Below are 19,721 nucleotides of genomic sequence, written 5' to 3'. Positions count from 1 at the left end.
AAATTTTTAAAACTGAGCTTAATTATGCACCAGGTTATCTCTGCGACCACCAATCCTGCCAAAATTCAGGCAATTCTACAGGCATTTGAAGAGATTTTCGGCGAAGGATCGTGCCATATTACGCCCGTCGCCGTCGAGAGCGGCGTACCGGAGCAGCCCTTCGGAAGCGAGGAAACGCGTGCTGGCGCACGAAATCGCGTGGATAACGCGCGACGCCTGCATCCACAAGCTGATTTCTGGGTAGCCATTGAAGCCGGAATTGACGATGACGCCACCTTCAGTTGGGTGGTGATTGATAACGGCGTTCAGCGCGGTGAAGCGCGATCGGCCACGCTGCCGCTGCCCGCCGTCATTCTCGACAGAGTCCGCCAGGGAGAAGCGCTTGGCCCGGTGATGTCCCACTATACCGGTATTGACGAGATTGGTCGCAAAGAGGGCGCCATTGGCGTATTTACCGCCGGAAAATTAACGCGCTCCAGCGTTTACTACCAGGCGGTGATCCTGGCGTTAAGCCCGTTTCATAACGCGGTGTATCGATAATTATTTGCGCTATATTGTAGGCCTGATAAGCACAGCGCCATCAGGCATTTCGCGGCGATGTTGCCAGATGGCCGCTTCGCCTTATCCGGCCTACGAGCAAATCAGGCGCTTTTCAGCAGTATCTGCTCAAGCCAATGACGCAGTTCAACCGGCGCGGATTTCAGGCTGTTTGACCCGCGCGTGATGGTGGCGATGCCCGCCCCCAGCTCGGTTTTCAACTCGCGCTGGCTCATTTCGCCACGCAGCAACTCCTCAATAATGCGCACGCGCGTTCCCAGCGCTTCACGCTCGTCCGGCGTAAGCATCAGTTGTAATAAAGGCAGATGCAGATCCTCTGCATATGCCTGACGGAGTAACTCCACAAAACGAAGCCACTCCTGATTACGTTGTTCGGCGATAGCCGATGAATAAGGGGAATGCTGGGTCATGTTATACCGCCGTTTGTACTGTTACACGAGTACAAATGATAACATAACCCGTCTGCATTAATACCGTCGCTGCCACTCAGAGTCGCTCATTAAGGCCTCTTTCTGCCCCATAAAGTGGCGATAGTAAGCGTCATAGGCCAGAACGTTTTTCACGTAGCCGCGCGTTTCCGAAAAGGGAATGCTTTCGACAAACGCTACGGCATCGATACGCCCGGCGCTATTGCCAAGCCAGGTGCGCACGCGCCCCGGCCCGGCGTTATACGCCGCCGAGGCGAAAATACGGTTATTACCAAACTGCTGATAGACATACTGCAAATAGCTGGTGCCAATGTTGATGTTGGTCTCCGGCTCCAGCAGTTGGCCGGGGCCGCGGTAGTCCGGAATCGAAAACATTTTCACCGTATGGGTGGCCGTTCCCGGCATAATCTGCATTAAGCCGCTGGCCCCTACCGGCGATTTTACTTTCGGGTTCCAGGCGCTCTCCTGGCGGGCAATCGCCATGGCATAGCTTTGTGAGATGTCTTTTCCGCGGGTATAGCGGGTAAAAAGATCGTTATACGCCAGCGGGAAACGCTCCTCCAGATGATCCCACAGTTTTCCAGCGATCGTCGCCTGTACGCTCAGATCCCACCAGTGCTGGTTAAACGCATAGCGCGCCAACTGCGCCTGTTCAGATTTACTACGGCTTTTTACCAGATTCGCCCATTCGCTGCGCGCCGTGTTATCCAGGTTCCAGTACATCAGCTCCCGTACACGCGCCATCTCCGGCCCCTGCGTCAACGCGCTGTTTACGTTGGCGGGCGCTTTATCGATTTTAAGTGTGTACTCTTCGCCTAAACGCTGCGCCGCGACCATCGGATAAAAACCGCGCTTCTGCATTAAAGCATGAAGGATCTCTTTCGCTTCGGCGTCACGACCGCGCTCCAGCAATAAATCCGCCTGCCAGTAACGCCACTCGTCTTTCTCTTTCGCCTCCATTGGCAGTCGGGCAAGCCAGGTATTGAGACCGCGACGATCGCCCATCCCCAGCGCCATACGCACGCGCCGCTCGATAAGCGACGTCGATTGCGAGCGCATAATCGCGTCATCGCGCCATTTCGCTTGCGCATCGGTCACATCGTTGCCCATCAGTCGCCAGGCAACGATATCGCGCAGCGCCTGCGTTTGTTCCTCATTAAGTTTCTGCGCCTGTACCAGCGAGGGGATCATCAGACGTGCATTTTCCGCGTCCTGGCGGGCGACGCTGGCAAACGCGACTTCCGCCATCTGGCGGGTAAAATCGGTGGCGCCGGTGGTGCGTGCGAAGGTCAACACGTTATCAGGGTCATTAGCCAGGGTAATGATCGCTGAGGCGATCGTTTGATATTCCGCCGGCATCTGTCCGGCCAGCACCGTAACCAACCCCGTATTCCCGGCTTTCATCGCCAGCCGAATACGTTCCAGATACGCCAGCGGGTCTTGCTTGCCGGAGGCCCGCCAAACGCTGAAAAGTTTATCGCAGGCATTCGGCTGACTTTTGCCGGTCAGCCAAAGGTCTTTCGCGCCCTGCCAGGCCGCTTCCGTTTGCCCGGTACTCCATTTCGCGTAGTAATAGTTACATTGCGCTTCCGTGGTGCCGGGTTTCTCCGGGCTAAACGCCAGCAAGCCGCGCCAGTCTTCACGACGCGCCAGCTCATTGACGAAGCGCGATTGCAGCGTACGCGCAGGCGGAAGCGTAGGATTGGCGCGCACAAACTGCGTGACGGCAATCGCCGGTTGGTTCATCAAATCGTCGGTGATCTTACGGTATTCCAGATACGGGTAGAGCGGATAATCTTTCAGACCCGGCATCATCTGCTCTACCACATCCATCTGGCGGTTGTCCCAGGCCTGCTTAATCTGCGCATAGCGGTTACGCTGCTCTTCCAGTGAGTCGGCCCGCGCGAGGTGACAAAAGGTCAGCAGGCATACGCTGGCGGCGACGAGACGCCAGACAAATGGTTTGGCTCTATCCACAAGCACTTCCTCAATTGTTATCCAATGCAGCATCATGCCGCGTAATGAATTTATGCTAACCAGTCATAGCCATTTGCGCCACGTTACGGACACTTTTTTACTTTTATTGCGAGTGCGATCTGCTGGCTGGGCTTAGGCAGGGAAAAAGGCTACACTTCGCCTTTGAAATCTATTCACCATCACGATAAACATAGAGGCGAAGTCCAACGTGGCTCAATTCGTTTATACCATGCATCGTGTCGGCAAAGTGGTTCCGCCGAAACGTCATATTCTGAAAAACATCTCGCTGAGCTTCTTCCCTGGCGCCAAAATCGGCGTGCTGGGCCTTAACGGCGCCGGTAAGTCTACCCTGCTGCGCATCATGGCGGGTCTCGATAAAGATATCGAGGGTGAAGCGCGCCCGCAGCCCGGCATTAAGATTGGCTACCTGCCGCAGGAACCTCAGCTAAACCCGGAACACACGGTACGCGAGTCGATTGAAGAGGCCGTTTCGGAAGTGGTTAACGCCCTCAAACGTCTGGATGAAGTGTACGCGCTGTACGCCGATCCGGATGCCGACTTCGACAAGCTGGCCGCAGAGCAAGGCCGGCTTGAAGAGATTATCCAGGCGCACGACGGTCATAATCTGAACGTGCAGCTTGAGCGCGCAGCTGACGCCCTGCGTCTGCCGGACTGGGATGCCAAAGTCGAAAAACTGTCCGGCGGCGAGCGCCGCCGCGTGGCGCTGTGCCGTCTGTTGCTGGAAAAGCCGGATATGCTGCTGCTCGACGAACCCACCAACCACCTGGATGCCGAATCTGTTGCGTGGCTGGAACGTTTCCTGCACGACTTCGAAGGCACCGTCGTGGCGATTACCCACGACCGTTACTTCCTCGATAACGTTGCCGGTTGGATTCTGGAACTTGACCGCGGCGAAGGTATTCCGTGGGAAGGCAACTACTCCTCCTGGCTGGAGCAGAAAGATCAGCGTCTGGCGCAGGAAGCGTCTGCCGAAGCGGCGCGCCGTAAATCCATTGAGAAAGAGCTGGAGTGGGTGCGTCAGGGCGCGAAAGGCCGTCAGTCGAAAGGTAAGGCGCGTCTGGCTCGCTTTGAAGAACTGAACAGCGTTGAGTATCAGAAACGTAACGAAACCAACGAACTGTTTATTCCACCAGGACCGCGTCTGGGCGACAAAGTCATTGAAGTCAGCAACCTGCGTAAATCCTACGGCGACCGCGTACTGATCGACGACCTGAGCTTCTCGGTGCCGAAAGGCGCTATCGTCGGGATCATCGGGCCAAACGGCGCGGGTAAATCGACCCTGTTCCGCATGATGTCCGGTCAGGAGCAGCCTGATAGCGGCACCATTACGCTGGGTGAAACCGTCAAGCTGGCCTCGGTCGATCAGTTCCGCGACGCGATGGACAACAGCAAAACCGTCTGGGAAGAAGTGTCCGGCGGGCTGGATATCATGAAGATCGGCAATACCGAAATGCCAAGCCGCGCCTATGTAGGCCGCTTCAACTTCAAAGGCGTCGATCAGGGCAAACGCGTTGGCGAACTGTCCGGCGGTGAGCGCGGTCGTTTGCATCTGGCGAAGCTGCTGCAGGTGGGCGGCAACGTCCTGCTGCTCGACGAACCGACGAACGACCTGGATATCGAAACCCTGCGCGCGCTGGAAAACGCCCTGCTGGAGTTCCCTGGCTGCGCGATGGTTATCTCGCACGACCGTTGGTTCCTTGACCGTATCGCCACCCACATTCTGGATTATCAGGATGAAGGTAAGGTGGAATTCTTCGAAGGCAACTTTACCGAATACGAAGAGTACAAGAAACGCACGCTGGGCGCCGAGGCGCTGGAGCCGAAGCGTATCAAGTACAAGCGTATTGCCAAATAAATGTCTGAATGCCGGGTGGCGCTTGCGCTTACCCGGCCTACAAACCCAGCGATTCCAGTACGTTGTGAAACTGTAGGCCTGATAAGACGCGGTAAGCGTCGCATCAGGCATTGATTCTTATCCCTGCTCGCCCATCATCTCTTTCACCAGTTCCACACAGCGCAAAAAGCGGCCATCATAATCAGCCTCTTTAACGTGAACGAACTCAATATTGTTTTCTTTCAGCATCTCGACCAACAGGTTCTGGAACGCTTTGCGATCCACTGAACTGCCCAGGCTTCGCAGTCCGTCAGCTATCCACGGCGTATTATTCTCCAGCAAAATCACCAGGTCGAAGCGATACTCGTCAATCAGCGCCTGGACAAAGGGATGCTCGCGCCCTTCGTATTTTTTGCAAAATGCCTGGGTGGTGACGAAATCGGTATCGATAAACGCCACTTTATTCGCATATTTCACTGCAAAATCAATATATTGTGCATGGCCAAGCGCAATTTTATCGTAGTCGGAATACTGTAACGCCATCTCATCGCCGCCCAGATGCGAAAAGACATAGTCGCGGCCATATTCCCAGGCGCTGGTGGTATTAAAAATATTGGCGAGCTTATTGACCAGCGTAGACTTGCCGCTTGATTCCCCGCCCAGAATCGCGACGGTACGCACGAAAAACGGCTTCACTTCGGTAGGAATATATTCCCAGTAACGAAACGGATTTTCGCGGATTTGCGCCCCACTGATATTCATAAACGTGCGTTCAGGATCGACCAGCACCGTCTCAATCCCTAAATGCTCCAGGTACTGCGGCGCATCAGCCTCTTCGGAAGTGTAGATCCAGCTCGGCTGTATTCCCTTCTCTGCCATAAACGCTTTAATGCCGTTGCTCCAGACGTCCCAGCCATGCGGATAAGGCTCCATCCCCTCTTCATTAAAGGCGTGGATGCGAATATTTTTTTGGTATTTGAAGGTTTGCAATAACCAGCGCAGGCGATCCGACACGGTGGGCTGCTGCGACATGGCGCTATCCTCAAACAGCCCGCGGTCGCGCGTATCGTCATATCCCATAATGATGTGCAACTCATCCACCTGGCTACAGGCGCGCTGGATCAAGTAGATGTGTCCGGTATGCAATGGATAAAATTTACCGAACACCACGCCAATGTTTTTCTGTCGACGGGGAAACTCCAGCCCGAGAAAACGGTGTAGCGCCTCCAGTTTTTGCGCGCTGGGGCTTTTGATTTTGGCGTTAAGTAACTGACTCAGATACCCCTTGGTCATACCGCTGGCGTCAGCCACCTGTTGCAGAGTGCAACCTTGCTGCTTAATCGCGGTTTTGAGATAGTCGAACGATGACACAAGAGCCTCCTGCTGGAAAAATCGCATAACACTGCCTGACGGCGCTTCGCTTATCAGGCCTACAACATCAATCCGTATCAATCCGTAGGCCGGATAAGACGCATTGCATCGCCATCCGGCAAATTATACAACATCACTACATACAGAGAATTATAAGTCGTCAAACACGCTTAACGCATCTGCGAGCTTTTTAACACCGAACACCTGCATTCCTTCCGGCGGCTTTTTCGGTACGTTGGCGGCAGGCACAATCGCCCGACGAAAACCGTGTTTCGCCGCCTCGGAAATACGCTCCTGCCCGCTCGGCACCGGACGAATCTCGCCTGCCAGCCCCACTTCGCCAAACACCACCAGATCCTGCGGCAACGGCCTGTCACGCAGGCTGGAGACCATCGCCAGCAGTAAAGCCAGATCCGCGCTGGTTTCGGTGACTTTCACGCCGCCGACCACGTTAACGAAGACATCCTGATCCGACATTTGCAGACCGCCGTGTCGGTGCAGCACCGCCAGCAGGATTGCCAGACGGTTTTGTTCCAGACCGACCGCCACGCGTCTGGGGTTCGCCATCATCGAGTGATCGACCAGCGCCTGAATCTCCACCAGCAACGGTCGCGTACCTTCCCAGACGACCATCACTGAACTGCCGGAAGTGACCTCATCGCCACGGCTTAAAAAGATGGCGGACGGGTTGCTCACTTCGCGCAACCCCTGTTCGGTCATGGCGAAGACGCCCAGCTCATTGACTGCGCCAAAGCGGTTTTTGTGGCTGCGCAGCGTGCGAAAACGAGAATCGGCGTCGCCGTCGAGCAATACTGAGCAATCGATACAGTGTTCCAGCACTTTCGGCCCCGCCAGCGACCCGTCTTTGGTGACGTGGCCGACCATCACGATCGCCACGCCGCGCGTTTTGGCGAAGCGCGTCAGGTAGGCTGCCGTTTCGCGGACCTGGGCGACACTGCCCGGCGACGACTGGATGTCCGCCATATGCATCACCTGTATGGAGTCGATCACCATCAGTTTCGGCTGTTCTTCTTCCGCTATCAGGCAGATCTGCTCGATGCTGGTTTCGGAGAGCATATTCAGATTAGCGGTCGGCAGGCCGAGACGGTGCGCACGCATCGCCACCTGCTGTAGCGACTCTTCGCCGGTGACGTACAGTGTTTTCATCTGCTCGGCGAGCTTGCACAGCGTTTGTAGCAGCAACGTTGATTTGCCCGCGCCGGGATTACCGCCAATCAAAATGGCGCTGCCGGGTACCACCCCGCCGCCCAGCACACGGTCAAACTCTTTAAAACCGGTAGAAAAGCGCGGCAGTTCCTCAAGACTGATGTCAGACAGTTTCTGCACTTTTGATACGCCCGCACTGCCGGCGTATCCGCTCAGACGTTCGTTACGCGCCACCGTCGGCGATGCGGCAAGGCGCACCTCGGTAATGGTGTTCCAGGCATGGCAGGCGCTGCATTGCCCCTGCCAGCGCGGGTAATCGGCCCCGCATTCATTACAAACAAAGGCGCGTTTGGGAGCTTTTGCCACGTTTTACCTCTTTCGTTAACGCTGTTGCCGGATGGCGCTGACGCTTATCCGGCCTACGGTCGCCTTGCCATTGGGCAGGTTAATCATTTCTGGTTCATGCTGCCGGAGAGAATGCAAAACACGCCCATCAGGTCAGCGTGGCGGATCGTAATCTCCGTCTTTTCGTTTACTTTTGGCTTGGCATGGAAGGCAATACCTAACCCTGCCGCTTTGATCATGGGCAGATCGTTAGCGCCGTCGCCAATCGCCACCGTCTGCGCCAGCGGGATGTCATGCTCTTGCGCCAGACGAAGCAAGGTATTGGCTTTATACTCAGCATCCACAATATCGCCGATAACGTGGCCGGTAAATTTACCGTCCATGATCTCCAGCTCATTGGCGACCGCCGCCGTCAGGCGTAGCTGGTCACGCAGATAGTCGGCGAAGAAAGTGAAGCCGCCGGAGGCGATAGCGATTTTCCAGCCAAGCGCTTCCAGTTTTAGCACCAGCTGCGTTAATCCTGGCATTAGCGGCAGATTCCCGCGCACCTGGCGCAAAATATCGGCATCCGCGCCTTTCAGCGTCGCCACGCGGCTGCGCAGGCTGGCGGTAAAATCAAGCTCGCCGCGCATCGCGCGCTCCGTCACTTCAGCCACCTTCTCACCGGTACCGGCCAGCTTCGCGATTTCATCGATACACTCAATCTGGATCGCCGTGGAATCCATATCCATGACCAGCAGCCCCGGTGTGCGCAGATGCGGAATTTTACCCAGCGGCGCGACATCCAGCTGCGCCTCATGCGCCAGCCGCGTCGCACGCGGCGTCAGCGACCCCGCCAGACGAATGACCTGATAATCCTCCACGCACCAGGCGGCGACAATCACCATTGCGGCGCCCAGTTTGGTCTGATATTGAGTTAAACGCTGCTTATCCAGCCCGCGCCCATACAGCAGCCAACCGCTGCGGCCTGCATGGTAATCCAGAGGCATCACCTCGTCGCCGCTTAAAGAAAGAGGCAAACCAGGCCATAAAGAGACATCTTCAGGCAGATCGCACCAGGTAATGTTAGGCATTAAAGCTCCTGTAAATCGTTCAGGCCGGTAACCGCCCCGCGGAAAATAACGCATGAGGCTACCTTGTAACCATCGCTTCTGGCAACATTAAGCCTCAAATTTTCAGCAGGTGGAATATGGCTCGCGCAAAACTGAAATTTCGGCTGCATCGTGCAGTCATTGTATTGTTCTGTCTCACACTGCTCGTCGCGCTCATGCAGGGCGCTTCATGGTTTAGTCAAAACCACCAGCGACAGCGCAATCCGCAGCTGGAAGAGCTGGCCCGCACGCTGGCGCGCCAGGTGACGCTCAACATCGCCCCGCTGATGCGCAGCGAAACACCGGATGAAAATCGCATCAACGCCGTGCTGCGTCAGCTCACGCAAGAGAGCCGTATTCTGGATGCCGGCGTCTATGATGAACAGGGCGATCTTATTACTCGCGCTGGCGAAAGCGTCAACGTGCGCGACAGGCTGGCGCTGGATGGCAAAAAAGCGGGCAGCTATTTTAACCAACAAATTGTCGAGCCTATCCAGGGGAAAAACGGCCCATTGGGCTACCTGCGTCTGACGCTGGATACCCACACGCTGGCCACCGAAGCAAAGCAGGTCGATAACACCACCAACATTCTACGCCTGATGCTACTACTCTCGCTGGCGATAGGCGTAGTGCTGACGCGCACCTTGCTACAAGGTAAACGCACCCGCTGGCAGCAGTCGCCCTTCCTGCTTACGGCCAGCAAGCCTGTTCCGGAAGAGGAAGAGCGTGAGGAAAAAGAGTAAAATGACGGCTTAATAAAGGTAAGGAAAACCACCATGACTACATTACGCCTGCTTATTTCTGACTCTTATGACCCCTGGTTTAACCTGGCGGTCGAGGAGTGCATTTTCCGCCAGATGCCCGCCACCCAGCGCGTGCTGTTCCTGTGGCGCAACGCGGATACGGTGGTGATTGGACGCGCGCAAAACCCGTGGAAAGAGTGTAATACGCGGCGTATGGAAGAAGATAACGTCCGTCTGGCCCGCCGTAGCAGCGGCGGCGGCGCGGTATTCCATGACCTCGGTAATACCTGCTTTACCTTTATGGCCGGTAAACCGGAATACGATAAAACCATCTCCACCCATATTGTGCTCGCGGCACTGAATTCGCTGGGCGTTATGGCCGATGCTTCGGGACGCAACGATCTGGTCGTAAAAACGCCGGACGGCGATCGCAAAGTCTCCGGTTCAGCCTATCGCGAAACCAAAGATCGCGGCTTCCATCACGGTACGCTACTGTTGAACGCCGACCTCAGCCGTCTGGCGAACTATCTGAATCCCGATAAAAAGAAACTTGCGGCGAAAGGGATTACCTCCGTTCGCTCCCGCGTGGCCAATCTTACCGAGCTATTACCGGGTATCACCCATCAACAGGTCTGCCAGGCGGTCACGGAAGCCTTTTTCGCCCATTACGGCGAACGCGTCGACGCGGAAGTGATTTCACCGGATAAAACGCCGGATCTGCCGAATTTTGCCGAAACCTTTGCGCGCCAGAGCAGTTGGGAGTGGAATTTCGGCCAGGCACCGGCGTTCAGCCATCTACTGGACGAACGTTTCACCTGGGGCGGCGTCGAGCTGCATTTTGACGTCGAGAAAGGTGTGATTACCCGTGTGCAGGTGTTTACCGATAGCCTGAACCCGGCACCGCTGGAAGCGCTGGCCGAGCGGCTGCAAGGGTGTTTGTACCGCGCGGATATGCTGCAACAGGCGTGCGAAGCGTTACTGGTTGATTTCCCGGAGCAGGAAAAAGAACTGCGGGAATTATCGGCGTGGATTGCCAGAGCAGTGCGCTAAATGAATAATATCAGAGAGATGAATGTGTCTCTGATATTATTTAAACATAACAACATATTCTGAAAAATGAGCGAATAGCACAAATAGTTAAAACATACTCGCCAACAACTATAATCTTTAAAATTAATATTATTTCCCCGCACTTCATAAACCCAGCGAATTATAAACCATTTATCATCACCAATGATGATTAAAGTTTTTCTTAAGCAAGATTTAATTTTATTAAATTTACAATCTATCATTCTCTTCATAGAATCCCGGCGCGCATTACATGTTCTTTGGAAATATACTTAATCGTTAGGGATTACTGATGAAAAAATTATTAATAGCGACCTCTGTCGTAATAGGATTATCAACTTCAGCGCAAGCGGTTGAATCCACTGCTGTATTAAAACTGACTGGCGTTTTAACCAACGGCGCATGTATACCAGAGTTAAGTGATGGTGGAGTTGTAGATTTCGGTACTAAGGCCGTTAGCGATCTGCTGCCAACTGAGACGAATCAACTGGGATACAAAGATATAACACTCACGATTCAGTGTCTTGCACCGGCAAAAGTTGGCTGGACCGCTACCGATAATCATCCCGATTCGGTAACATCATTGACTATCGATGACGCAACATTTAGACATCAGAACAATAGAATACCAAACTATCAGCTAGGTCTGGGTAAAACAGCAGGTGGTATCAACATTGGTTCATTCGGCCTCTCTATGGACTTGAATAATGCGACCGCCGATGGAATTCAGACGAAAATGGTAGTGGCAAGTAGTAATAATCCAGATTACTGGGCTATCGCAGGAAACGAATTCGTTGCGATTACAAATACATTTCCAACTGTCACTACATATAGTGTCGGCGATGAAAATGGCCCCGCCGCCTTTACCACCGCAACATTTCCTATACGCGTAGCTGCCGCTATACAGGGAACGGACACACTGGCTATTACCGATAACACCACGCTTGATGGTCAGGCGACCTTTACACTCGTATATCTGTAACTCCAGCATTCACATGGAATATTCAACACCTCTTTAATGGAACTATAATGAAAAAAATTTTGCTTATTACTGCAATTGCAGCAGCCTTTGCTACAACCAGCGTGAATGCTGACACCACCGCCGTATTAAAAGTCACCGGTCAACTGATTGTTGGCGGTTGTACCCCAGAACTCAGCGACGGCGGCGTGGTTGATTACGGTACTATCCGCCTCGCCACACTTTCCGCAACCGATGTAAACCAACTGGGCACTAAAGATGTCTCTCTGAGTATCTCTTGTCCGTCTGCAACCAAAGCAGCCTGGACTATTACCGATGACCGTGCGGACACCCACCCAGGCGCATCCGTTATCTCCATAGCCAATGGCAATATGACTAATGGTATAGTATCTGATACCACAATGTCCTACGGCGTTGGCAAAACAACCGAAGGTGTAAAAATCGGCGCGTTCTCTATTTACACCGATACCGCGAACGTTACCGCTGATGGTGTAAAATCTGACGCTATCTCAGGAACCGTTGATAGCCCAGTCTGGCAGAAGTCCACCACCGGGATTATCAAAAACGGCAATATGGAAATGTTTACCGTTGCTACAAAAGGCACCACCGAACCGGTTCCGTATACTCTTGCCATTTTCCCGCTGAAAACCTCACTGGCCATTCAGGATACTGCAACGCTGGCCATTACTGATGATACTGTTCTGGATGGTCAGGCAACCATCACGCTTAAATATCTCTGATCCAGACCGTATAAAAAGGTTATTGATCTGTCTCCCTTATTATGGGGAGACAGATCAAAATTAAAGGACTAATTCTGATGCCAGCAGTGACTAAACTTCCATTATTATTACTCAGCGTCCCCTTTGTTTTTTCAGCACTCTTTTCACAGGCTAACGCTGCCGGCATGGTACCGGAAACTACGCTACTGGTGATTGAAGAATCCACACACAGCGGCGTAATGAATGTTAAAAACACCGACAGCAATCCGGCTTTGTTATATACCACCGTCGTTGATTTACCTGACGACAATGGTGTGAAGCTGGATGTCACTCAACCGGTTGTTCGCGTTGAAGCAGGCCAGCAGCAGCAGCTACGCTTTATTATGGAAAGCACGGAACCGCTCACCGTCGAGCACTATAAACGCGTCACGTTTGAAGGTATTCCTCCGAAATCTACCAATAAGGGAATGAAAATAGGTTTTAATCTACGCCAGGATTTGCCGGTATTAATTCGTCCTAAAAATCTACCGGTCGTTACTGATGCCTGGAAATTATTAACCTGGTCCAGAAACGGACAAACAATCAACGTCAAAAATCCGTCTCCCTACGTTGTACGTTTAGCCCAAAATATTACCTTCTTACCTTCCGGGGGCGAAGGCACGATTAAAAAAACCTATATTCTGCCCGGCGAAACATTGAACGTCAGTATAAAAACGCCCCTTGCTGCTGATACATCCGTACGTTTTTACCCTGCCAGCCGTTACGGCATTGAAGTCCCCAGCTTTACCTCACCGCTGGTGCCGTGATGAGAGCTAGCACGTGAAGTATTCAAAACTGCCGCTATACATCAAAACTGCGCTTTATTGCTCACTGGCGACCACGACGTTTCCGGCTCTGGCGGAGGAGCTGAATTTTGACATGGGTATTCTCACCTCCAGAGGCATTAGCCCCAACGTGGCACAATATTTTTCCCGTGCGCCGCGTTTTCTACCAGGCAGCCACACCGTCATGGTAAAGATCAATGGCGTAAATAGAGGGTCGTTGGTCGCGCGTTTCGACACAGAAGGCCAGCTTTGCGTGGATGACGATTTCCTCAGCGCCAGCGGGCTCGTACCGCTTAATATCAGCGCCAAAGAAACATGCCATAGCCTACAAGAAGATTATCCCTCAGCGATTATTACCCCACTGCCAAACAGTGAATCGCTGGAGCTTTTTGTTCCGGCGCAGGCTCTGGATAATAACTTACTCTCGCTAAACAACGTGATTAAAGGCGGCACCGCCGGGTTATTTAACTATAACCTGTACGCCAGTCGCAGCGAGTCATCCGGTAGCGATAGCCGAAACTATGCCCAGGCAAACCTTGAAGCTGGCTTAAACTTCGCGGAATGGACGCTGCGCAGCCGCTACATGCTGACGAATAATGATGGAGAATACCGTACCGATAGTCTATATACCTATGCGGAGCACGTATTTCAGGCACAAAAAATGCGTGCGCAAGTTGGGCAGATCAACGTCAACTCCAGTCTATTCAGTGGCGCGCCGATCAACGGCGTACAGCTTATCCCTGAACAAGGGCTGGCACAGGATACCCAAGGCGTAACCATTAACGGTATTGCCCGAACCCACCAGGCTCGCGTTGAAGTTCGTCAGTCCGGACAGATTATTTATACCGCACCAGTGAACGCTGGGGCATTTACCCTTGAAAATGTCCCCATCATACGCAGCAATACCGACCTTAACGTCAGCGTCGTTGAAACCGATGGCTCAACGACAACCTTCACGGTGCCGGCAGTATCCTTTAATTTACGCGAACTCACGCCCGCAGGCTTAACAATGTCCATAGGGCGCGTACGTGATACCACCAGCGACTATTCTCTCCCCTGGATCTATAACATCAGCGATGGTTGGAAACTGAGTGAAAACTGGCTGGCGCAGGCGTCTGGCGTACTGGCACAAGACTATCAAGCGGCAGGAGGTATGCTGCAATGGCTTCCAACCAACAAATGGACGTTTTCCGGCTCAATGCTGGGCAGTAAAGCGTCCTTCGGCGAATCTCTGCAGGGTGCGAAAAGTGAACTACGTGCCAGCATGGCGCTGCCCGGGGAAATTAGCCTTGACGTCAGTACCGCCCGCTACAGCGACGGATACCGTGAGTTAACGGATGCGCTCAATAAAGATGCTTACGAATACCAAAGTAGCTCCAGTGCTAATATCGCCTGGAACCATAATCTGTTAGGTACCTTCTCTCTGGGTTATTACACTTATCAGGCTACGGATAATAACAACGACTCTCGCAGTATAATGGCTTCCTGGGGCAAAACATTTAAATATGCCTCAATTACCGCTAACTGGCAGCACGCTGTTAATCAGGATGATGAGAATCATAACGGCAGTAATGATGATGATATGTTTTACATCAACATCAGCATTCCACTAGGTGAGCAGCGCGTCGGCGCTTATATGCGTAATCAAGGTGATAAAACAACCTACGGGCTACAAAATAATGGTTCGCTGAGTAAAGATACCCATTACTATATTTCTGCGGATCGTGATGCAAAAAACCAGCAAAATAGCTTCAACGGTAATCTCAATAGCAATCTCCATTACACTCAACTCAGCGTGGGCGGCGGCACTGATGGCGATAATTACCGCAACTATAACGCAACCTTCAGCGGAGGCATCGCTGCACACGAACATGGCATAACGTTCTCGCCTTACACCATCAAAAATACCTTTGCTATCGCACGCCTGAGTGAACCAGAAAGCGGCATTGAAATCGCCACGCCACAGGGGCGAATCTGGACTGACCGCTGGGGGCAGGCCGTCATTCCGGGGCTAACTGAATGGCGGAAATCCCGCGTAGAGGTTAATGCGAATACGCTACCAAAGAGCATGGAACTGGCAAACGGTATTAAGAATATTACCGTCGCGCACAGCGCTTTTCGGGTACTGGATTTCAACGTGCTGAATACACGCCGTGTGATGCTGACAGTAAAGCGTCCGGACGGCTCATGGCTACCTAAAGGCACCAGCATTGTAGATGAAAAAAATAACTATTTGGTCAGCGCTGTCGACAGCGGACGCGTATTTATCACCGATGTTGCGGATAATCCTGCGTTATATGCCGCTGATGATGATATGAATCGTCTGTGTCGCATCCACTACACGCTGCAGAAAACCCAGGATAAAGAGGCATTTTATGAAACGGCAAAGGGAGTCTGTCAATGAAATCCAACAGCAAATGGTTGGGGATTGCTATATGTTGTATCTTCACCGCACTACTCCCTCCATCAGCCCGAGCCGACGATGACTGCCAAATAACGTTCTCTTCGCCAAACGTCAGCTTTGGCTGGCTTAAGCAAGATGATATCGTCAATTCTCAGCAAGGCTGGAATCAAATGTCTTCACAGGAGGTTCACGTTAGTGTGAGTTGCCCAGAAAGCCAGAATATTGCTCTTTTTGTGCAAGCCTCAGCGGGGGAAAAGGGACGATTTTATTTTGGAAATAACGGTGGTCTCGCCGTACGTGTTAGTCAGATGATAGTAGATGGTAAAAGTTATCCTATTGCCAGCACCCTTGATAGAGTGAGCTTTGCTCCCAATGACAGTGCCCTGGATAGTCTGTTGCTACATAATAACAACGGTATCATCGCGATGGATAATAATCAGCAGGTCAGTGGGAAAATGATGAACGTCACGCTGACATTAACACCTGTCTTGAACGATAATCAATTTACACATTCTACCGATACGGTCATGCTGGAAAGCAATTTACAGTGGGAAGTGCTGACGAAATAAACGATGAAGGGGGCCTGCTCTGGCCCCCTTCACAATCTTACTCTTTATCGCCCAGCAGTACGGATTCCAGCGCGATTTTGATCATGTCGTTGAAGGTCGTCTGACGCTCAGCGGCTGTGGTCTGCTCGTGGGTACGGATGTGGTCGGACACGGTGCAGATGGTCAGCGCTTTCGCGCCAAACTCAGCCGCAACGCCGTAGATGCCCGCCGCTTCCATCTCCACGCCCAGCACGCCGTATTTTTCCATCACGTCGAACATTTCGCCGTCCGGAGAGTAGAACAGGTCTGCGGAGAACAGGTTGCCCACGCGCGCGTCCACGCCCAGCGCTTTTGCCGCGTCAACCGCGTTACGCACCATGTCGAAGTCGGCGATAGCCGCGAAGTCATGATCTTTAAAACGGATACGGTTCACTTTGGAGTCAGTGCAGGCACCCATACCGATCACCACGTCGCGCAGTTTGACGTCCATGCGCACAGCGCCGCAGGAGCCGACGCGAATGATTTTCTTCACGCCGAAATCGGTGATCAGCTCTTTGGTGTAGATGGAGCAGGACGGGATACCCATGCCGTGGCCCATCACGGAGATCTTACGGCCTTTGTAAGTCCCGGTGAAACCTAACATGCCGCGAACGTTGTTCACTTCGCGAACATCTTCGAGGAAAGTCTCAGCAATGTGCTTCGCGCGCAGCGGGTCGCCCGGCATCAATACGACGTCAGCGAAATCACCCATTTCTGCATTAATATGTGGAGTTGCCATCTTCAGTTCCCTTTAAATTTGTTGTTATTGCCTGATGGCGGCTACGCCTTATCAGGCCTACAAAACGTGTGTAAAAACAGTGAAATACCCTAAGGATTTCGCGTTGTAGGAAGGCGACGAATTCGTGAATCCCCGGGAGCATAGATTAACTATGTGACCGGGGTGAGCGAATGAAGTCAACGCATCTACAGCGCGAAAGACAATGGGTATCACAGCATGTTTTTACCGTAGTCCATCGGCGATGTACCAAAGTAGGTCGCCAGCGTCTGGCCGATATCCGCGAAGGTTTCACGGTGACCTAAAGAGCCCGGTTTGACTTTCGGACCGTAGATCAGCACAGGAATGTGCTCACGGGTATGGTCAGTACCGGTCCAGCTCGGGTCACAGCCGTGGTCAGCGGTCAGGATCAGAATGTCATCTTCACCCACCAGCTCCATCAGCTCCGGCAGACGGCGGTCAAACAGCTCCAGACCTGCGGCGTAGCCCGCGATGTCGCGACGGTGGCCCCAGGAAGAGTCGAAGTCGACGAAGTTAGTGAAGACGATGGTTTTATCGCCCGCTTCTTTCATCTCTTTGAGGGTCGCGTCGAACAGCGCGTCCAGACCGGTCGCTTTCACTTTCTTAGTGATGCCGCAGTTGGCGTAGATGTCGGCAATCTTACCGACGGACACCACGTGGCCCTGTTTTTCATCGACCAGTTTCTGCAGCACGGTCGGCGCTGGCGGTTCAACGGCCAGGTCGTGACGGTTACCGGTACGCTGGAAGTTACCGGCCTTGTCGCCGATAAACGGACGCGCGATCACGCGGCCAATGTTGTAGCCGCCTTCGGTCAGCTCTTCACGGGCGATTTCGCACAGCTCGTAGAGTTTATCCAGGCCAAAGGTCTCTTCGTGGCAGGCAATCTGGAACACGGAGTCAGCGGAGGTGTAGAAAATCGGCTTGCCGGTTTTCATGTGCTCTTCGCCGAGCTGGTCCAGAATAACGGTGCCGGACGAGTGGCAGTTACCGAGATAGCCCGGCAGGTTGGCGCGTTTCACCAGCTTATCCAGCAGTTCCTGCGGGAAGCTGTTTTCGTGGTCGCTGAAATAGCCCCAGTCGAACAGTACCGGCACACCGGCGATTTCCCAGTGGCCTGACGGCGTATCTTTGCCGGAGGACAGTTCGTGCGCCCATGCGTATGCGCCAATAACGTCCGCGTTGCCGTCCATACCGGCGGCAATTTTACCGGTAGAGCCTTCATGCGCTTTCACCAGCCCCAGACGAGTCAGGTTAGGCAGATTCAACGGGCCTTTACGGCCATTGTCAGCTTCGCCTTTGGCGCAAGCTTCTGCGATGTGGCCCAGAGTGTCGGAACCTACGTCGCCAAAACGATCCGCGTCTTCAGTAGCGCCGATGCCGAATGAGTCCAGCACCATAATAAATGCACGTTTCATATCTTCTCCGTACTTAGTGCTTCAAAAATAATTGATCAGATCAGTATACAACTATTCAGTAATTCGACGATAGACCGAAGGTGTGCTTGCTGGCGCTTTATCGTCAAGGATAATTGCCGCTTTGACGGCCTTCGCCGCTTCCTGCCAACTGGCTTCGTCTTTGGCATGAATCACCGCCAGCGGGCGCTGCCCGTCGATGCTGTCGCCCAGACGGGCCATGTCGGTAAAGCCAACGCTGTAATCAATGGTATCAGACGCCTGACGACGGCCGCCGCCCATCGAGACGACCGCCATCCCCAGCGCACGCGTATCCATTGCGCTGATAAACCCTTCGGTATCAGCATATACCGCTTTGCTCAACATGGCGGTCGGCAGGTATTTATCGTAGTTCTCAACGAAATCGCTCGGCCCTTTCTGCGCGGCCACCATACGACCAAAGACTTCTGCCGCTTTACCGTTATCCAGCACCGCCTGTAATTTCGCACGCGCTTCGGCGTCGTCTTTCGCCAGCTGACCGGAGATCAGCATCTCCACGCATAGCGCCATGGTAACGTCAAACAAGCGCGGATTGCGGTATTCACCGGTCAGGAACTGCACGGCTTCACGCACTTCCACCGCGTTACCGGCGCTCGAAGCCAGCACCTGGTTCATATCGGTTAACAACGCCGTAGTGCGAACTCCCGCGCCGTTTGCCACGCCGACAATCGCTTCAGCAAGGGCTTCAGAAAGTTCATAGGTTGGCATAAACGCGCCGCTGCCGACTTTGACGTCCATTACCAGCGCATCCAGTCCTTCGGCCAGTTTCTTGGCGAGGATGGAACCGGTGATCAGCGGAATAGAGTCCACCGTCGCGGTAATATCGCGGGTGGCGTAAAAACGTTTGTCCGCCGGTGCAAGCGAGCTGGTTTGCCCAATAATCGCCACACCCACGTCTTGAATAATTTCGCGGAAACGGTTGTCGTCCGGGAAGATATCGAAGCCCGGGATCGCTTCCAGTTTGTCGAGCGTACCGCCGGTATGTCCAAGGCCGCGACCGGAGATCATCGGCACATAACCGCCGCAGGCCGCTACCATTGGCCCCAGCATCAGAGACGTCACGTCCCCTACGCCGCCGGTCGAATGCTTATCGACAATCGGGCCATTGAGATTCAGGCTTTTCCAGTCAAGGACAGTACCGGAATCCCGCATCGCCATGGTCAGCGAAACACGCTCCGGCATGGTCATATCGTGGAAGAAGATGGTCATCGCCAGGGCGGCAATCTGCCCTTCAGAGATAGTATTGTCACGAATACCATTGATAAAGAAACGAATTTCTTCGTCACTCAACGCATGACCATCACGCTTTTTACGAATAATTTCTTGTGCGAGAAACACGGTACCCTCCTGAGGGAAAAGAGTAGAAGGCTTACATCGCCGGATGGTGGCTAACGCCT

The 19,721-nt window shown here is 53.3% G+C and carries 17 protein-coding genes; 9 read left to right on the top strand and 8 right to left on the bottom strand.

Features of this window, described 5'->3' with window-relative positions:
• The first annotated feature begins 24 nt into the window (after positions 1 to 24).
• Entirely contained in the window at positions 25 to 540 is a 516-nt protein-coding gene (yjjX, locus tag EOS97_RS13445; protein ID WP_000554310.1) for an inosine/xanthosine triphosphatase, read from the top strand.
• A gap of 101 nt (positions 541 to 641) precedes the next feature.
• Here yjjX and trpR read toward each other — a convergent pair whose 3' ends face one another.
• Both trpR and sltY read right to left on the bottom strand, forming a co-directional pair.
• On the bottom strand, positions 642 to 968 hold the full coding sequence (gene trpR, locus EOS97_RS13435) for a trp operon repressor (protein WP_000192005.1): 327 nt from the start codon (positions 966 to 968) through the stop codon (positions 642 to 644).
• Positions 969 to 1,025: 57 nt separating this feature from the next.
• Positions 1,026 to 2,963 carry a murein transglycosylase gene (sltY, locus tag EOS97_RS13430; RefSeq protein WP_000373267.1) on the bottom strand — a complete coding sequence of 646 codons (1,938 nt, stop codon included), beginning with the start codon at positions 2,961 to 2,963 and terminating at the stop codon, positions 1,026 to 1,028.
• A gap of 208 nt (positions 2,964 to 3,171) precedes the next feature.
• Between sltY and ettA the strand changes: the two genes are divergently transcribed.
• Positions 3,172 to 4,839, top strand: a complete 1,668-nt coding sequence (gene ettA / locus EOS97_RS13425) for an energy-dependent translational throttle protein EttA (RefSeq protein ID WP_000046770.1) — start codon at positions 3,172 to 3,174, stop codon at positions 4,837 to 4,839.
• Between the two features lie 117 nt (positions 4,840 to 4,956).
• Here the strand turns inward: ettA and nadR are convergent, their stop codons facing one another.
• From nadR to serB, 3 genes are all read right to left on the bottom strand, one after another.
• The gene (gene nadR, locus EOS97_RS13420; RefSeq protein WP_001532645.1) at positions 4,957 to 6,189 is read right to left on the bottom strand and encodes a multifunctional transcriptional regulator/nicotinamide-nucleotide adenylyltransferase/ribosylnicotinamide kinase NadR; all 1,233 of its coding nucleotides are present in this window, start codon (positions 6,187 to 6,189) and stop codon (positions 4,957 to 4,959) included.
• Positions 6,190 to 6,339: 150 nt separating this feature from the next.
• On the bottom strand, positions 6,340 to 7,722 hold the full coding sequence (gene radA / locus EOS97_RS13415) for a DNA repair protein RadA (protein ID WP_001029710.1): 1,383 nt from the start codon (positions 7,720 to 7,722) through the stop codon (positions 6,340 to 6,342).
• An 83-nt stretch (positions 7,723 to 7,805) separates the two neighbouring features.
• The gene (gene serB, locus EOS97_RS13410; RefSeq protein WP_001132983.1) at positions 7,806 to 8,774 is read right to left on the bottom strand and encodes a phosphoserine phosphatase; all 969 of its coding nucleotides are present in this window, start codon (positions 8,772 to 8,774) and stop codon (positions 7,806 to 7,808) included.
• Positions 8,775 to 8,890: 116 nt separating this feature from the next.
• Here serB and EOS97_RS26785 point away from each other — a divergent pair, with 116 nt between their 5' ends.
• The 7 genes from EOS97_RS26785 to EOS97_RS13370 all read left to right on the top strand — a co-directional run bounded on the left by EOS97_RS26785 (position 8,891) and on the right by EOS97_RS13370 (position 16,098).
• A complete protein-coding gene (locus tag EOS97_RS26785) occupies positions 8,891 to 9,535 on the top strand; it encodes a YtjB family periplasmic protein (protein ID WP_000090067.1) in 645 nt (214 codons plus the stop codon).
• Between the two features lie 33 nt (positions 9,536 to 9,568).
• On the top strand, positions 9,569 to 10,585 hold the full coding sequence (gene lplA / locus EOS97_RS26780; protein ID WP_000209771.1) for a lipoate--protein ligase LplA: 1,017 nt from the start codon (positions 9,569 to 9,571) through the stop codon (positions 10,583 to 10,585).
• 310 nt (positions 10,586 to 10,895) lie between these two features.
• Complete coding sequence (locus EOS97_RS13390; protein WP_000734713.1) at positions 10,896 to 11,585, top strand: DUF1120 domain-containing protein; 690 nt, start codon at positions 10,896 to 10,898, stop codon at positions 11,583 to 11,585.
• 47 nt (positions 11,586 to 11,632) lie between these two features.
• Positions 11,633 to 12,322 carry a DUF1120 domain-containing protein gene (locus tag EOS97_RS13385; RefSeq protein WP_000722272.1) on the top strand — a complete coding sequence of 230 codons (690 nt, stop codon included), beginning with the start codon at positions 11,633 to 11,635 and terminating at the stop codon, positions 12,320 to 12,322.
• A 77-nt stretch (positions 12,323 to 12,399) separates the two neighbouring features.
• Positions 12,400 to 13,107: a fimbrial biogenesis chaperone StjC gene (gene stjC, locus EOS97_RS13380; protein WP_001112028.1), complete on the top strand. Its 708-nt coding sequence runs from the start codon at positions 12,400 to 12,402 to the stop codon at positions 13,105 to 13,107.
• 13 nt (positions 13,108 to 13,120) lie between these two features.
• A complete protein-coding gene (locus tag EOS97_RS13375; protein WP_000877657.1) occupies positions 13,121 to 15,529 on the top strand; it encodes a fimbrial biogenesis outer membrane usher protein in 2,409 nt (802 codons plus the stop codon).
• Positions 15,526 to 16,098 carry a membrane protein gene (locus EOS97_RS13370; RefSeq protein ID WP_000841605.1) on the top strand — a complete coding sequence of 191 codons (573 nt, stop codon included), beginning with the start codon at positions 15,526 to 15,528 and terminating at the stop codon, positions 16,096 to 16,098. The genes EOS97_RS13375 and EOS97_RS13370 overlap by 4 nt, the downstream gene beginning before the upstream one ends.
• A 37-nt stretch (positions 16,099 to 16,135) precedes the next feature.
• On the opposite strand, the gene deoD is transcribed toward EOS97_RS13370, so the two are convergent.
• From deoD to deoA, 3 genes are all read right to left on the bottom strand, one after another.
• Positions 16,136 to 16,855: a purine-nucleoside phosphorylase gene (gene deoD, locus EOS97_RS13365; RefSeq protein WP_000224864.1), complete on the bottom strand. Its 720-nt coding sequence runs from the start codon at positions 16,853 to 16,855 to the stop codon at positions 16,136 to 16,138.
• A 209-nt stretch (positions 16,856 to 17,064) separates the two neighbouring features.
• Positions 17,065 to 18,288 (bottom strand): phosphopentomutase, encoded by a 1,224-nt coding sequence (gene deoB, locus EOS97_RS13360; protein WP_000816454.1) that lies wholly within the window; start codon positions 18,286 to 18,288, stop codon positions 17,065 to 17,067.
• A 51-nt stretch (positions 18,289 to 18,339) separates the two neighbouring features.
• A complete protein-coding gene (deoA, locus tag EOS97_RS13355) occupies positions 18,340 to 19,662 on the bottom strand; it encodes a thymidine phosphorylase (RefSeq protein ID WP_000477838.1) in 1,323 nt (440 codons plus the stop codon).
• Positions 19,663 to 19,721: the final 59 nt, after the last annotated feature.

The sequence above is a fragment of the Salmonella sp. SSDFZ54 genome, from assembly GCF_004010735.1.
Taxonomy (GTDB): domain Bacteria; phylum Pseudomonadota; class Gammaproteobacteria; order Enterobacterales; family Enterobacteriaceae; genus Salmonella; species Salmonella enterica.
Note: the sequence above shows the minus strand (reverse complement) of the source record. Positions and strands in the feature narration are given on the sequence as shown.